We start from the raw sequence: 15,151 nt of genomic DNA, 5'->3' as shown, positions 1-15,151 counted from the left end.
TTTACCATAAAAGACCGCTGCCAAATTCTGAATGAAACACCTTTGCTCCCTAAAGGTGCCATTTTCTTCCACCCTGATCCTGTATAAAAACAGACTGGAAAAATCTTGCAACATCGGAGGCATCTAATTAATGCGATCGTATAGCTCTAACCCTGTGGAAATACCGAAAAGCATATGGAAATATTCGGGGTTGATTTTCGAGTTAATCAAACGCGAGGTCGCCGGAAAGTACAAAGGGTCTTTTCTTGGTACATTTTGGTCCTTCTTTAACCCGATACTGATGCTGACCGTCTACACCTTTGTTTTTAGCGTCGTTTTCAAAGCACGCTGGAATAATGTCGAAAGCTCCAAAGGTGAATTTGCACTAATTTTGTTCTCCGGGCTTATCATCTTCAACATGTTTGCCGAATGCTTCACTCGGGCGCCCAGTACAATTTTGCATAACGCCAACTATGTAAAGAAAATCGTTTTCCCGCTAGAGATACTTCCAATTATCTCAATGGGTGCGGCCCTATTCCATCTTTTTATCAGCCTTATCGTGTGGCTACTGTTCCACTTCGCTATTCTGGGCTTACCCCCCATCACTAGTCTTCTGTTACCCATCACGCTACTTCCACTCATATTCATGACATTGGGCTTTTCGTGGTTTTTGGCATCCATGGGTGTATACCTAAGAGACGTGTCACAAATCATCGGTATATTAACAACTGCACTAATGTTCCTCTCTCCAATTTTTTATCCGCTTTCTTCATTACCAAAAGAGTATCAGAGTCTTTTCTTACTCAACCCATTAACTTCAGCCATAGAACAGTCCAGATCTATCCTCATCTACGGAAATCTACCTAACTGGAAAATGTTTGGGGTTTCAATGGTCATCTCATTAGTTATCTTGTGGCTCGGTTTCGCCTGGTTCCAAAAAACACGCAAGGGGTTCTCTGATGTGCTCTGAAACAGTTGTCAGCGTAAAAAATTTGAGCAAATGCTTTCAGATTTATGATTCCCCTAGAGACAGACTAAAGCAGTTCTTGTTTCCCCGCTTCAGTTCGTCCGAAAAAAAGTACTTTAGAGAGTTCTGGGCCCTAAAAGATTTGTCATTCGATATAAAACGTGGTGAAACGATTGGAATCATTGGGCGTAACGGCGCCGGAAAGTCCACACTGCTGCAGATTATCTGCGGAACGTTGTCCGCATCTTCGGGCAATGTAGTCGTACACGGGCGAATAGCTGCTCTGCTGGAGTTGGGAGCAGGGTTCAATCCGGACTTTACCGGCAGGGAAAATGTTTATCTAAATGGTAGTGTACTTGGCCTGTCAAAAACCGAGATAGATAATCGCTTCGAAGAAATTGAAAAATTTGCGGATATTGGGGATTTTATCGATCAACCCGTAAAGTCGTATTCCAGTGGGATGTATGTAAGGCTAGCCTTTTCCGTACAAGCTTGCGTTGATCCTGAGATATTAATCGTCGACGAAGCACTTTCAGTTGGAGATATTGGTTTCCAATACAAATGCTTCAAACGAATGGAGCAACTTAAGAAACAGGGTGTAACCATTATCATGGTCACGCACTCTACCGGCAGCATTCTGGAGTATGCAGATCGCTGCATCGTTGTCGATGGCGGGAAAATAATCATCGATACTGAGGATGTCCTGGCTGCGGTGCTAGCCTATGAAAAAGGGATGCTAAAATCTCAGGTAGCTATCGAAATAGAGAGTAAAACTAATTCGAAAGACAACATTCATAGCAATACCGACTTGAAAAAACTGCAGCAGTCCGAGCAGAATAAAGACTTCAATGAAAAACGATTCGGAACCGCCCGCGCGATCATACGAAAACTCGACATTATAAAATCAGATGGTAGTTACTTCAACGAAAGCCCGGTTATTCGTTGCGGAGAAGAAATAACATTCAGAATGGAAGTTACATCATCAGAAGACATAGATGATGTGATATTAGGCATCTCACTCTCCAAGGCACAGGGAGGCGACGTCTGGGGTGACAACAACCTAAACGCATCGCAACCACTTCATCTGAAAATTGGTACTCAAGTTTTTGAATACCTAGTCAAGCTACCGATCAGTCCCGGAGAGTATCTCGTACACTGTGGCTTGTCCTGTAATGCTCGTGGTGAACGCGAGGAACTCGACCAAAGACGCCCTATGGAACAAATCAAATTCTGGTCAGCTCGCAATCAAGTAGGCGTAGTGTTTGCTCCGATCAAGGTTCTACAAGGGGTAGAAAAATGATTGCTGTATTCCTTCCACCTTATGCATTTAGGGGTGTTCCCGCACCCTACCTGTGGGTTTTTTACCGTTTTCTGAAAATTCATGATGAAAAGATCATGTTCATTGTTGGTGAGGAATACTTGCCCGAGCGCACCAGCGAGCAATCAGCGGCGCGCTGGGAATTTCTGGAAAGCTCACAAGAAAGGCTAGGCTACACAATCCCGACCTCTGAAGATATCGCTAGGCATGACCTGTGTTTTTTGTCACCCAATCTATTCAATGAGTTTTTATCGAATCACAACGGTAATCCAAACGCGACATTTAAAGAACTTCTGACACAACAAATTCCCGAATTAACATCAGAAATCGAAACCATTCTTAGTCCTTATAAAGGGAACCTCGAAGCTATTATTACATGGTGTAACTGCCCATCTCTGTCGGCTGCTGCCAATAAGTTTTGCGTTCCTGTCATACATCTTGAACTCGGCCCATTGCGAGACCCTGACTATCAATCGACTATGTACGTTGACTTTAGCGGCGTCAATGGCAATACCGAGGCGCAATCCCGCTATGAGGCGCTCCAAAAGCCGATCAACATGAGGATTTCCACCCGCCAACTTCTGGACTACTTCCTGACGAAAAAGGCGGTAAAGCTCGCGGAAGTTGTTGATGCCCAAAACCTTAAAATAGGGATCGTGCATCAAGTGGAGGATGACTCAAACTTGATTGCGTTTGGCAATGGCTTCGACAATCGAAGTACACTCTCGTATGCGCAGCTAAACTTTCCAATCAATGAAATATTAGTTAGAAGTCACCCCGGCAGTTTATTTCAAGTCAAGCCAGGTGACTTTGCTGTGGACGAGTCGGAAAACAGCATAAAATTTATAGAGAAATGCAAAAAGCTTCTCACGATCAACTCGAGTGTTGGACTGGAAGCCCTACTACAATCAAAGACTGTAGAGGTCTTGGGTGAGTGCTCCTACAAATTTATAATTGAAGCAGAATCTGCCAAGGAACAGACAGACCGTCTTACTTTCTATTTATTTGCTTACCTGGTTCCTTCTGGGCTCGCATTTGACTTTAACTATATAAGATTCCGCATCCGCACGAAAAACGAATCAGACATAGTTAAATACCATCTTAGTCATTACTCATCAGACAAAAACATTTTAGAACAAAAAGAATCACTCAACGACATGATAGAAGCCGAAGTTTACGCTCAGAAGATCACAAACCTTAATAAGTCCATCGACGAACGCAACAAGACCGTCGACGACCTAAATAAAACCGTCGAGAACCTCAATCAAGCTATCCAGTCGCATTCAGCAGACCTCAACACGCTCACACGGAAGGTTGTGTCGACCGAACAGCACGCAGTTCTATTGTCATCTGCCATGAGAAAAGAGAACGAAGAACTCGAAAAACAATTACAGGATGCACTACAAAACCTAAAGGCCGTCGAACGACTTTTATTTATTTCCCAAGCTCATGTCGATGGCCTGCTGAAGAGCACATCCTGGAGTATAACTCGCCCACTGCGCGCAATTCGAAACCAACTGTATAGAATACAGCAACTCAAAAAAGCATTTTCGATAGCACGCTTACACTTTGGTTCTCCTGTTACACTCGGCAAAAAAGCCTTCACCATTTACCGCAGAGAAGGGCTCAGTGGCGTACGTGCCCGCGTGAAACATCTACTTGAAAGTAGTTCCTTAGGGACACAAATCCCGGAGCATAGAGCGCGTAGTGAGTCACGCGAGATTCAACGCCATGCATCGTCGGTAGATATCATTGTCTGTGTGCACAATGCACTTTCTGATGTAAAAAACTGCCTGGAATCCATCAACTGCTACACCCTGCCACCATTCCGCTTAATTATCGTTGATGACGGCAGCGCTGCAGAGACTCAGGAGTTCTTGTCTGACTATGCCAAACACCAGGGCTGTGTCATTCATAGGAATGAAATCGCAGGCGGCTATACGAAAGCAGCCAACTGTGGCCTAAAGCTATCGGATGCCGAATACTCAGTTCTTCTCAACAGTGACACTATCGTAACACCGTACTGGCTGGAAAGACTGCTGGATTGTGCCAATAGCGATTCAAAAATTGGCGTAGTCGGCCCACTCAGCAATACGGCATCCTGGCAATCGGTACCTGAGATTTTCGACGCGAAAGGTGATTGGACCGACAACCCGTTGCCCAAAGGACTAACGATCCAAGAGTACGCAGACGAAATCGCCAGAGAATCTCTACGCATCTATCCTAAAGTCGGCTTCATCAACGGCTTCTGCTTTTTAATAAAACGCAGTCTTATGGCCGAAATCGGTATTTTCGATGAGGAAGTGTTCGGTCGCGGCTATGGTGAAGAAAACGATTTTTGCTTGCGCGCGGCGAAAGCCGGTTGGCAACTCGCTATCGCGGACGATGCCTACGTTTATCATGCACAGTCCAAGAGTTATTCACATGAAAGGCGAATGGAACTTTCTAAAGCGGCGGGGGTGAATCTCGCCAACAAACACGGACAAGCGATAATTGATCAGCAACTCAACATCACCGCCAACCACCCAGCACTCGAATACATCAGGAAGCGCACGTCTTTAATAGAAGAAAAAATGGAGACTCGCAAATCTCTCGAGTCATTCCAAGGAAAAAGATTGCTGTTTGTGCTACCAGCAAGAACTGCAGGTGGCGGCGGAAACATCATTCTTTTGGAGGCAGCTAAACTCATTGCTAATGGAGTGGATGCGCACATAGTAAACTTGCGTTCCAACAAAGAGATTTTCGAGGCCAACCACCCAGACAACAAAGTACCTACTCACTACATATACAACCCCGAAGAACTCCCAGATATCTCCCAGCACTTTGATGCCGTAATAGCCACCTTGTACCTGACCGTAGAATGGATACTGCCACTAGTCAAACAAAACAGCACTGCGATATTTGCATACTATATACAGGACTTCGAGCCAAACTTCTTTACTGAAGGTTCGACGGAGTATATACGCGCCTGGAATAGCTATACATTGATCGACCAAATGAAATTAGTTACTAAAACCAAATGGAATCGCGACATACTGAAACAACATTTGGGAGTGGACTGCAAAGTCATTGGTGCAGATTTTGACGATAAAAAGTTCCATCCGGACTCTGTTTTCCGTATCAATAGTCAATCACTGACTATTACCGCGATGGTTCGCCCGGCTACACCGCGTCGATCCCCAGAATTAACGATGCGAGTATTACGTCGTTTGAAATCCACACTGGGGAACGCCATCACCATCAAAACATTTGGAGCAGAACAGTCAGATCCGGCCTATCAGAGCTTAACGAATGACTTTCAGCATGAATGCCTCGGGGAACTCAATGCCGTGCAGGTTTCTGAGTTACTCAGAGAGACTGACGTATTCCTCGATTATTCGGCATTCCAGGCAATGGGGCTGACTGCAATGGAGGCCTCTTCAAGCGGAGCTGTCAACGTCGGCCCCATCAATGGAGGGCTCTCGGAGGTCATCATTGACGACGAAACAGGTATTCTGGTTGATACCCGTGATGAAGAAGTGTGCTTCATCAAAACATTAGAGATCATTCGCGATACTCAACGGCGTATTGACATCGGTAAGAAATCCTTGGACATGACAAAATACTACCCTGAGCAAGCGGTGCTTAAACTGATGACCAGTCTTTTTAACGATCACGCGGGGATACAAAGATGAGTCCTTTATCTCCTATCAGAGTGCACGTGCTGTACGAAAGCTCAAACGGCGCAGAACCCCACGGCTGCAGCGTTATTCGGTTGTTACGCCCATTGTCACACCCATCGATCAGCGAACAGATAGAACTAACCTATGGCACCAAGATTCCTGAGCACCCGATCGATGTGGTGATTATCGAAAGGCTCTGGGTACATCAGTTCAATACAATTGAGCTATTACTACAACTCAGAAGTTTAAAATCTCGCGACATAACAATAATTTACGAAACGGACGATGACTTATTAAATGTCAACTCTCGAATTGGTGATCGCGAGTGGCCTACGCCGGACCAAAAAAATATAATCCGATTGTTAGCCAGAGAAGCCGACGGCATAATAGTCTCCACTAAAAACCTCGCAAAAACTTTTTCAATGCTGAATAGCAATATTCATGTAATTGAAAACTCTTTGGACGAAACACTTTTTTATCGAAATACTAAAACGACAATCAATAAGAAAATAAAATTCGGCTACATGGGTACATTCACGCATTTGGAAGACCTGATATTTGTATCCGCAGCCATTAAAAACGCGCTAATAAGATTCGAACCCAACGTAGAGTTCGAAATTGTCGGAATTGGTGACGAATACACCATACAAAATATTTTTGGAGAGACTCCGGTATCGATTAAGCGTGTCCCCGAAAATAGTGTTCCGTACGAAAAGTTCTGCCACTGGATGTCTGAAAATTTACAATGGGACTTTGGTATAGCACCACTGCTTAAATCTATATTCACAGACTCCAAATCTGATATTAAATTCCTTGACTACTCCTTAGTCGGAATCCCTGGAATATACTCTAATGTTCCTGCCTACGCAGACACTGTGCAGAATAACATCACGGGGATTTTATGTGACAACTCTATAGACCAGTGGACTACGCAGATAGAGAGAATGATCACTTCAAAAAATTTGCGCCTCCAATTATCGGATGCTGCATATGAACACACGAAAAATAATAGAACTTTACAACTCAACGCGACTTTATTTCTTCAAGCAATACTTGCCATTAAAAACGCTTAAGCTTACGAAAAAGAGGGCCTTAGGCCCTCTTCAGCTACTCCGTTCAACTGCTTATCCAACGAACACCGCCAGCCAAACTCAGGGCATCCGCAGAACGACTCTCAGCTTCTCTATTGTATAACGTAACGGTGCAGTAAACTTCCAGCTACTGGAGTTTTTAAGCGCTGCTACCACCATACGACTGTCCGCAAGTTCTTGCTTAACTACCTCCAACTCATGCTTAACTTTCTCCACTTTCAGTTCAAGCGGTTCTTTTTCTCGTTTTGATTTTGAGTGCTGCCCCTCTAACCCCCTTCGAGACCCAACTTTTTCCTCCTTTCGATATTGCTCCAACACCACAACCTCAGCAACATAATGTTGGAACAAGGGAGAGGTTACACAAGCTTCATTATTGATTTTTTGGAGCAAGGCAAGACGTTGTTTATAAAAATCTTCATTTATCCACTTAGCCTGCTCTGCTTTATTACGAAAATGCACATGAAACTCACCACCCATTGCCTCGATACTTAAGAGGTCGAGTTTAGTCAAACCAAGAAAGCTCAACTCTTTAAAAATAAGCTCAAATGACGACGGTGTAAACGTCCAGCAGTGGACGTCTATATATGCCGTATCTTTGGATAAGACTCGTGCTTTCCAAATATCAAATGTCTCAGCAAGTGTTTCAAACGGCTCAATATTGGTGGCCTTTACCCCCGTATGAAATCCGCTGACGGAAACACCGTCCAACACTTGCCTTGCATAAAGGGAACTGTGTTCAAATATTTGTGCTGCACTGGGTTGGACTCTGTTAGTAAAGTGTGAATCCAACACATCAGCCAGCGAGCTATTGGGACGAAAAAAATCAAAACAACCGCGTCGGTCTGGAATGGCCATACTCAGCACACCACCAGGTTTCAAAACTCTCTCACACCCTTGAAAGAACTTTATAAGGTCCGGGACGTGCTCAAGATTATGAGAAGAAACGATATAATCAAATGCGCCGAGCGCATTAATACCTTCTACCAACTCTGCGATCTGCGAGGAGGATCCTACGAGGTCGACATCTTCGATATCACCTTCCTGCTCTTTGCTAATTGAAGGGTCGGCGTTAGCTCGAGCCTTAAGCGTCAAGGTGTCAAAGACATCCAGAACAGTACAATCATAACCTGCGCTTTTCGGCGTAAGTGGATTACACCACGGACCAATTTCAATACCTTTGGCTCCAGGTAAAATAAATTGCGTGACTTTCTGACGACGGTCCATCTACACCTCGTATTTTTATAGTTATTTATCTCACCAATCGCTAATGCCAAATAGCCTGCCTACCTCAGCGATCATCACTGACGACAAACAACCTACCGACATGCATACTTCTCCAGTAGTTCAGAAACATAACTGCTCAATGCCATCAATAGCAAGAAACATTCTAGCGCTCCCTCTAACAAACCTCTCTGAAAAAATTCATTCCAAGCCTGCCACACGGGCTATCCACTCGCCCATTATTACCTGCCGCCGGCTTTAAACTATCACTTATATACACTGTTCAAGCTCAGACTCTCCCGCCTTGAACACACAAACCATCCACATAATCGGTGTATAAGCCAAACACAAACCCAAAGGACCACTCAGCGATCCTGAGCCGACCCAATACGCAATCGGAAAAAGCCACAATACGTTAACACCTACTACCACAGCAGTTACGACCCCGTGACTTTTAAACTTTCGAGATGCATATTGATAGGCGTGGGATCGATGAGCGTTATACACTTTCTCGCCACGCACCAAACGCCGAATCAACGTCCAGGTAGCGTCCACGATAAACACACCAAGTAATATCAACCAACTCCATAACAATTCACTTGCAATAGTGGCGGCATGAAGAGCGAATATACCTAAAACAATGCCGAGAAATCCGCTTCCGGCATCCCCCATAAATATGCGTGCAGGTGGAAAGTTCCAATAGAAAAAGCCAGAAACCGCTACGGCCAAAAAAAGTGGCGGCCATACAAGCCCGGTATACCCATTCAACCAGTACACTATGCACATCGCTGCGCATACGCTGATCGCTTCAGCGCTAGCCAAGCCATCAATACCATCCATGAAGTTATAGAGGTTAAGCATCCAAACCAGATAAATCAAAGTCAGGGTATTACCGAACCACCCCAGGTCGACGAAGGCCCCGAAAAACAGGAGAGGGGGGAGTCCGCTCAACCAAAAAAGAGCCCAACTTGCAGCAATGAAATGCCCCAGAAGACGCCATCTCGCAGCTATATGACCGTGGTCATCAGCAAATCCAACAGTGGCAATTATCAAGCCAGCCCCCATCACGCCGAACACAAGGACTGGCTCCAGCAACCCCAGCATAGCAAGGACCGGTAGCGCCAGAAGAAAAGAAATGACAATGGCCACTCCTCCCCCACGAGGGGTAGGAACGATATGTGAACTCCGCTCATTGGGTATGTCCATCAGGCTCTTGGACAAAGCGTAATAGCGCAATCCATGCGTCAATACCCAAGAGACGGCAAGCACCGCCATTAGCAACCACCAAACTGTCATTTCGTTTACTTTCCCAGATAGTAACCCGCGGTCTGATACACGGATTTGTCCATGTTAATGGCTAGTGTCCACGCCAACAATTCGCGTTGTTTATTGATATCGGCTTTAAGTGAATCGCAGATATGTTGAGTTATGGTTCGCTTGCTCAATGTAGCGGCAACCAGGCTCAATAGCCATCCAGGTATCGCTTATCATTGCGCACTGAACCAGTTTCAGCGTAGCTTTCACATTGACCTTGCGAAATTCAGCCAATACATCCACCGCAGTTACGTTCAAGGCATGCACTCGGGCAACCAGGAATGACTAGCTGAACATCATCGAGTGCGGATGAGGCCGACGAAAGCCCAGGATATAGCCCATGTAACCGGGTAGCGCGCGTACCGCTGCGATCGGTTTTAGCTCCTTGCCCACCAACTGCCCGAAGACTAACGCCTCTCCAATATACCCACTTGCCTCGGTGACCAATACCTTAGAGACGGTCATTTGCTTTTCTTCCCTATCAATGCAGTAGCCCAGCAAATACAAAAGAAGAGTACTTTATCCCGTACTCTTCGCCGGCAACGCCACGCACTGAAGGAAAGTTGGATCAGTTGAATTCGGTGCAATTTCAGCCATGTTTGCACGAAAGGATCGCCCCCCTGCCCTACCGACAGCGCAATTAACTGAACCTGACTGAACCACCAACCGTCGTGAATGGTTTTGTAGCGAGCAATCAACGGGCTCAAGCCTTTGTTGGCACCTATTTGGTTACGGTCATGCTGCCGATAATCCATAGACGGCACAGGATCGATATACCAGCGGTAACCATGGCTACGTGCGAAGGCATAGCAATACCAGTCATGCAGGCTGACATCTTGCAACTGCTGCCAATTAGCGAGCAATGACCCCTTTAGCAAGTCCGCCAGCTTCTTGCTCATCACGTAGGTACAGCCGGGGCCGGCCGCTTCGAACAGGAAGTCCCATGCAACTTGAGGTTGCGCCTTATTCAGCACATGGGTACTGCCGTCCGGCCAGAACGCCGTGACATTGCTGGAGTAGCCTTCTACATGATGAGCTAGAATAGCTTGGGTAGCACGCTGGAGTTTATTCGAATGCCAAACATCATCCTGATCGGCAAAGGCGACAAAATCATAGCTTTCAAAGTCGATATCACGAATGAGGCGGAAGAAGTTGCGGGAGGCTCCGCCAAAACTACCAGAAGTCGGCAAAATTAAAACCTCGGGGTGCTTAGCGGCATATGCCGCGCACCAAGCTTCGGTACCGTCAGTGGAAGGATCGATACTGATATAAACGGTTACTTCGACAGCTAACTGGTCGAGAATCGAGGCTACCTGCTCCTCGATCCACTGCATACCATTATACGCAGCCAGCAAAACCACAACCTTGGGATGTTTTACTCGCACGCCATTCCTCCCAAGGCTGGTTAAACGCTACTATTCGAAGAGATTGAGCTTCCGAATCAGAGGGAAGGCAAGTCCAGAAGTTTCTGCAAGTACTGACCATAGCCCGTTTTCTTCAGAGCGTCTGCCTGAGCCCCCAACTGCTCGGCAGTGATCCAACCGTTGTGATAAGCGATCTCTTCGAGGCACGCCACCTTCAGGCCTTGACGCTGCTCGATGGTGTGCACGAAGTGACTGGCTTCGAGCAAGGAGTCATGAGTGCCGGTATCGAGCCAGGCGAAGCCACGGCCCAGCATCTCTACGTTGAGCGCTTTTCGATCGAGATAAGCGAGGTTTACATCCGTGATTTCCAACTCGCCGCGCTCTGATGGCTTGATGCTTTTAGCAATCTCGACAACATCATTGTCATAGAAGTACAACCCGGTAACTGCGTAGTTGGACTTAGGCTTGAGAGGCTTCTCTTCGATACTCAGCGCGCGACCGGTTTTGTCGAACTCAACAACCCCAAAACGTTCCGGATCAGACACATGGTAGCCGAAGACCGTTGCGCCACTCTGCTGCGTACTGGCTGAACGCAAATTGTCAGAGAAGTGCTGACCATAGAAAATATTGTCGCCCAAAATCAGACAGCACGGATCCTTGCCAATGAACTCCTCACCGATAATGAAGGCTTGTGCCAGACCGTCCGGGCTAGGTTGTTCCGCGTAGGTCAACTTAATGCCGTAGAGGCTGCCGTCACCCAGCAACTTACGGAAGCAAGGCAGGTCTTCAGGCGTCGATATAATCAGAATCTCGCGCATGCCTGCCAGCATCAGTACCGACAGCGGATAAAAGATCATCGGTTTGTCGTAGATCGGCAGCATCTGCTTCGAGACACCAAGGGTCAACGGGTGCAGCCGCGTGCCTGAACCACCCGCGAGAATGATGCCTTTACGATTTGTCGTGTTGATCATTTATTGAGAACTTCCATAAGCATTCGGGTTACACCACTTTGCCAATCCGGCAAGTGTAGAGAAAAATTGTCACGCAGCTTCTGAGTGTTCAAACGTGAGTTCAAAGGGCGGCGCGCAGGTGTTGGATAGGCTACGGTCTCGATCGGGTTAAGCGTTGTCACAGCCAGTTGCTCGCCCTGGAGACGGGAAAAACCGATAACGTGGCTAGCATAGCCGTACCAGGACACTTCACCACCAGCGGCCAAGTGATAAAGCCCCCCGAGCTCAGGATTTTGCACGACTTTTTGAAGGGCTAGCGCGGTGATATCGGCGATCAGGTCTGCACCCGTAGGGGCTCCTACCTGATCAGCAATTATGCTCAACGTCTCGCGATCCTTGGCCAATCTCAGCATGGTCTTGGCAAAGTTATTACCGCGCGCAGCATAGACCCAACTGGTACGGAAGATCAGGTGCTTGCAACCGGAGGCAATGATGGCCTGTTCGCCCGCCAGCTTGCTGGCACCGTAGCGATTCACCGGGGCGACTGCGTCGGTCTCCTCCCATGGCTTCGTACCCTGCCCGCTAAAGACATAGTCGGTGGAGTAATGGATCAGCCAGGAGTCGAGCGCTTTGGCTTCCTCAGCCATGACCTGGCTCGCCTGGCCATTCACACGGTCAGCAAGCTCTGCTTCGGACTCAGCCTTATCGACAGCCGTATAAGCCGCGGCATTGACAATGACGTCGGGCTTGACCTGACGAATCGTTGCACGAAGCGCATCGAGATCAGACAGGTCACCGCTCAAACCATCGGCCGGATGGCGGTCAAGTGCGATCAACTCACCAAGCGGTGCGAGGGAACGCTGGAGCTCCCACCCCACTTGGCCATTTTTTCCCAGCAGAAGGATTTTCATGCCTTGCTCGAACGATCCGCGTAGTTCTGATCAATCCACTGCTGGTAGCTGCCGCTCTTCACGTGCTCTACCCATTCAGTGTTGCTGAGGTACCATTCGACCGTTTTGCGAATACCGGTTTCGAATGTTTCTTCCGGGGTCCAGCCCAACTCACGCTGGATTTTGCTTGCATCGATTGCGTAGCGCTGGTCATGCCCTGGACGATCCTGAACATAAGTGATCAGGCTGGCGTGCGGACGATGAGCCGAATCAGGGCGCAGTTCGTCCAACAGTGCACAAAGCGTATGCACCACTTCGATATTTTGCTTCTCGTTATGGCCGCCGATATTGTAGGTCTCCCCCAAAACACCTTCGGTCACGACTTTGTACAGTGCACGAGCGTGGTCTTCGACGTAGAGCCAGTCACGAACCTGGTTGCCTTTGCCATAGACCGGCAATGGCTTGCCTTCCAGCGCATTGAGAATGATCAATGGGATCAACTTCTCAGGGAAGTGGCACGGGCCGTAGTTGTTCGAGCAATTGGTGACCAAGGTTGGCAGGCCGTAGGTACGACTCCAGGCACGAACCAAGTGATCTGAACTGGCTTTGCTGGCCGAGTATGGCGAGCTAGGCTGATAAGGCGTGGTTTCAGTGAAGAGGTCTTCCGGACCTTCAAGGTCTCCGTAAACTTCATCAGTCGAAATGTGGTGGAACCGGAAAGCCGCTTTACGCTCACTTCCCAAGGCCGCCCAATAGTGGCGCGCGGCCTCTAGCAACGTGTAGGTACCAATGATATTGGTCTGGATGAACTCAGACGGACCGGAAATCGAACGGTCGACATGGGACTCAGCGGCCAAATGCATGATTGCATCCGGTTGATGCTCACGCAGCACACGGTCGATCTGGTCACGATCGCAGATGTCAACTCGCTCGAAGACATAGCGCGCACTCTGGCTAACTTCGGCCAATGACTCAAGGTTACCTGCATACGTCAACTTGTCGACGTTCACGACAGAGTCAGTTGTATTGGAGATGATGTGACGAATGACAGCCGAGCCAATGAATCCAGCGCCGCCAGTTACTAGAATTTTCACGCAAACCATACCCTTGAGTTACAGGCCTCACCCTTAACCGGGCGCTGCCTAATCCATGAATGCAAAAACCTTCAAGCCGGGCCGAGCCTTTACAGAGTCCGTACTTGCCGAACCAGAGACACATCGCAGTTCGGACAGGCGCGACATTTTACAGTTTAATCGGGGTTTTACTAATGGATATAGACAAACTGTAGCGCGGTCTCTTTGCTAGATGCTGCCAGATTAGACGCGCTTTCTGCGTAAGGTTCGACGCAAGAACCAACTGAGTCCAGGCCCGAGCAACATTCCGACGAGTAGCGCCAAAACCATCATGACGGATATCGGCAACTGCGGCCCAGCCCACCCCAGGAACAACAAAGAAACGGGCTGCTGATTCTCCAGCACGAATGCGAGCACCACCAGAATCAACAACAAAATCAAAGCAACAAGGAGCACTTTTTTGAGGTTACGCATGATTCACTCCTTGAGCGCCGAGTATCAAACCCCCTCCTCCTCTTCCTCATTCACTCGATCACGCAATTCCTTGCCCGGCTTGAAATGCGGCACAAACTTGCCATCAAGGCTGACGGACTGACCGGTCTTAGGATTGCGACCTACACGCGGGGCGCGGTAGTGCAGTGAGAAGCTGCCAAAGCCACGGATCTCGATGCGATCACCGGTAGCCAGGCACTGGGACATTTGTTCAAGCATAGTCTTGATGGCCAACTCCACATCCTTGGATGAGAGCAGCCCTTGATGGGTGACAATTCGTTCGATCAACTCCGACTTCGTCATATTTTTCCCTTCTTTTTCAAGCAGCTAGATCAGCGCTTCAAAGGTTTTAGCATGCCCAACGGAATTTGAAAAGCCCAAGCATTGACTTATCTGCGCGACCGCTCAAGTGACATTTCCAGAACACCAGATCCAGCCTGAGCAAACAGTACCCCATGTATTAACTACCTACAGATGACCAACATAGTACGGGTGAGGTATCCCGCCGGATTCCAGCCAAACGGGTAGTCCTGATCCTCCTCCCTGGCATCACTGGACCTGGCAACAACCTTGTACCCGTCAGCCCTGCACTCGCTGTCTGCACGCGCGTAACACCGCTCCCAGCCCGAACCAAGCCCCGAACAGTCGATCTCAACCCCACTGACCCCACGCACCACGTGGGTCTTGGCATTGGTGGTGCAGCCCACCAGAGTCAGCACAACGAACACTACTAAAAACCTGCCCATTCGCCTCCCAAGGACCACACCCTTCATCCGACCAGCCCTAGCTTCAGGCTAAGCCTAGCCCAAATAAAGAAACCTCTACCAAAA

The 15,151-nt window shown here is 47.9% G+C and carries 13 protein-coding genes; 4 read left to right on the top strand and 9 right to left on the bottom strand.

Annotation, left to right across the window (positions count from 1 at the left end; genetic code table 11):
* The first annotated feature begins 130 nt into the window (after nt 1-130).
* The 4 genes from BMW74_RS14740 to BMW74_RS14725 are packed head-to-tail and all read left to right on the top strand — an operon-like array spanning nt 131 to nt 6,999.
* Nucleotides 131-949, top strand: coding sequence for an ABC transporter permease (locus tag BMW74_RS14740; protein ID WP_093421947.1), 819 nt, complete (start codon nt 131-133; stop codon nt 947-949).
* Entirely contained in the window at nt 939-2,246 is a 1,308-nt protein-coding gene (locus tag BMW74_RS14735; protein ID WP_093421942.1) for an ABC transporter ATP-binding protein, read from the top strand. The genes BMW74_RS14740 and BMW74_RS14735 overlap by 11 nt, the downstream gene beginning before the upstream one ends.
* The gene (locus tag BMW74_RS14730; protein WP_093421937.1) at nt 2,243-5,938 is read left to right on the top strand and encodes a GT99 family glycosyltransferase N-terminal domain-containing protein; all 3,696 of its coding nucleotides are present in this window, start codon (nt 2,243-2,245) and stop codon (nt 5,936-5,938) included. Before BMW74_RS14735 ends, BMW74_RS14730 begins: the two co-directional genes overlap by 4 nt.
* Nucleotides 5,935-6,999, top strand: coding sequence for a glycosyltransferase family protein (locus tag BMW74_RS14725; RefSeq protein WP_093421932.1), 1,065 nt, complete (start codon nt 5,935-5,937; stop codon nt 6,997-6,999). Before BMW74_RS14730 ends, BMW74_RS14725 begins: the two co-directional genes overlap by 4 nt.
* A 78-nt stretch (nt 7,000-7,077) precedes the next feature.
* On the opposite strand, the gene BMW74_RS14720 is transcribed toward BMW74_RS14725, so the two are convergent.
* The 9 genes from BMW74_RS14720 to BMW74_RS25480 all read right to left on the bottom strand — a co-directional run bounded on the left by BMW74_RS14720 (nt 7,078) and on the right by BMW74_RS25480 (nt 15,067).
* On the bottom strand, nt 7,078-8,241 hold the full coding sequence (locus tag BMW74_RS14720; RefSeq protein ID WP_093421928.1) for a class I SAM-dependent methyltransferase: 1,164 nt from the start codon (nt 8,239-8,241) through the stop codon (nt 7,078-7,080).
* A gap of 267 nt (nt 8,242-8,508) precedes the next feature.
* Nucleotides 8,509-9,534: an MraY family glycosyltransferase gene (locus BMW74_RS14715; protein WP_093421924.1), complete on the bottom strand. Its 1,026-nt coding sequence runs from the start codon at nt 9,532-9,534 to the stop codon at nt 8,509-8,511.
* Between the two features lie 479 nt (nt 9,535-10,013).
* On the bottom strand, nt 10,014-10,937 hold the full coding sequence (locus BMW74_RS14705) for a glycosyltransferase (RefSeq protein WP_093421921.1): 924 nt from the start codon (nt 10,935-10,937) through the stop codon (nt 10,014-10,016).
* 56 nt (nt 10,938-10,993) lie between these two features.
* Nucleotides 10,994-11,884: a glucose-1-phosphate thymidylyltransferase RfbA gene (rfbA, locus tag BMW74_RS14700; RefSeq protein WP_093422428.1), complete on the bottom strand. Its 891-nt coding sequence runs from the start codon at nt 11,882-11,884 to the stop codon at nt 10,994-10,996.
* Nucleotides 11,884-12,777, bottom strand: a complete 894-nt coding sequence (gene rfbD / locus BMW74_RS14695; protein WP_093421918.1) for a dTDP-4-dehydrorhamnose reductase — start codon at nt 12,775-12,777, stop codon at nt 11,884-11,886. The genes rfbA and rfbD overlap by 1 nt, the downstream gene beginning before the upstream one ends.
* A complete protein-coding gene (rfbB, locus tag BMW74_RS14690) occupies nt 12,774-13,850 on the bottom strand; it encodes a dTDP-glucose 4,6-dehydratase (RefSeq protein ID WP_093421915.1) in 1,077 nt (358 codons plus the stop codon). Before rfbB ends, rfbD begins: the two co-directional genes overlap by 4 nt.
* 222 nt (nt 13,851-14,072) lie before the next feature.
* Nucleotides 14,073-14,303, bottom strand: a complete 231-nt coding sequence (locus BMW74_RS14685; protein ID WP_093421912.1) for a LapA family protein — start codon at nt 14,301-14,303, stop codon at nt 14,073-14,075.
* Between the two features lie 24 nt (nt 14,304-14,327).
* Entirely contained in the window at nt 14,328-14,624 is a 297-nt protein-coding gene (gene ihfB / locus BMW74_RS14680; protein WP_003189779.1) for an integration host factor subunit beta, read from the bottom strand.
* 161 nt (nt 14,625-14,785) lie between these two features.
* Complete coding sequence (locus BMW74_RS25480) at nt 14,786-15,067, bottom strand: hypothetical protein (RefSeq protein ID WP_093422422.1); 282 nt, start codon at nt 15,065-15,067, stop codon at nt 14,786-14,788.
* Nucleotides 15,068-15,151 lie beyond the last annotated feature (84 nt).

The sequence above is a fragment of the Pseudomonas sp. ok272 genome, from assembly GCF_900109995.1.
Taxonomy (GTDB): Bacteria; Pseudomonadota; Gammaproteobacteria; order Pseudomonadales; family Pseudomonadaceae; genus Aquipseudomonas.
This window is presented reverse-complemented; position numbering and strand designations above follow the sequence as displayed.